This window comes from Staphylococcus sp. EG-SA-2, from assembly GCF_017152085.1.
Map to the genome: position 1 here is coordinate 1 of NZ_JACYHC010000120.1, position 548 is coordinate 548.

Annotated in this window: 2 pseudogenes; both read right to left on the minus strand. The window is 33.8% G+C overall.

Annotation, left to right across the window (positions count from 1 at the left end):
• Window positions 1-355 (minus strand): annotated as a pseudogene (locus IDG60_RS01135) (hypothetical protein); the annotation flags it as partial.
• Between the two features lie 59 nt (window positions 356-414).
• Window positions 415-548 (minus strand): annotated as a pseudogene (locus IDG60_RS01140) (glycerate kinase); the annotation flags it as partial.

Consider the following 548-nt stretch of genomic DNA (forward strand, 5'->3'; position numbering starts at 1 on the left):
TTTGGCCGTCTTGATTTTCAACTTGTTTTTTATAATTTTGAGAGACTTTAGGGTCATTACTAACTTTATCGCTATCATTGTTAAGTAAGGCGCGTGTGACAAAAATAGCGACAATAATTAAGAGAATAGCAATAATGATATATAACCATTTTTTTGAACGGCGGGATTTCTCGTTTTCTTCTTCAAGAATTTGTTCTCTTCGATAATCTCTACCGTTATAGTATCGTTCCGGGTGTTCTTCAGGATCGCCTTTAGCATATTGTTGTCTATACGATGCGTCTTCAGATTGACGACGATGATTTTGATTTTGATTGTCGTATTGATATGAATCACGGTATTTATCAGTTCTTTTCATGGGTTTCACCTCATTCAAGTTTTAACTGCAAATAATAAAGCTGATGATTTACTTTGACATTATTGCAATTTCAGAATACGAGCAATGTCAGTTGCAGTGTTTAATAAATTTTGTTCGCTATTTTGTAGGACATCTTCTAAAGTGCTAGGTGAAGAGATTATAGAATAGGCACTATCAATACCGAAATCGTAAA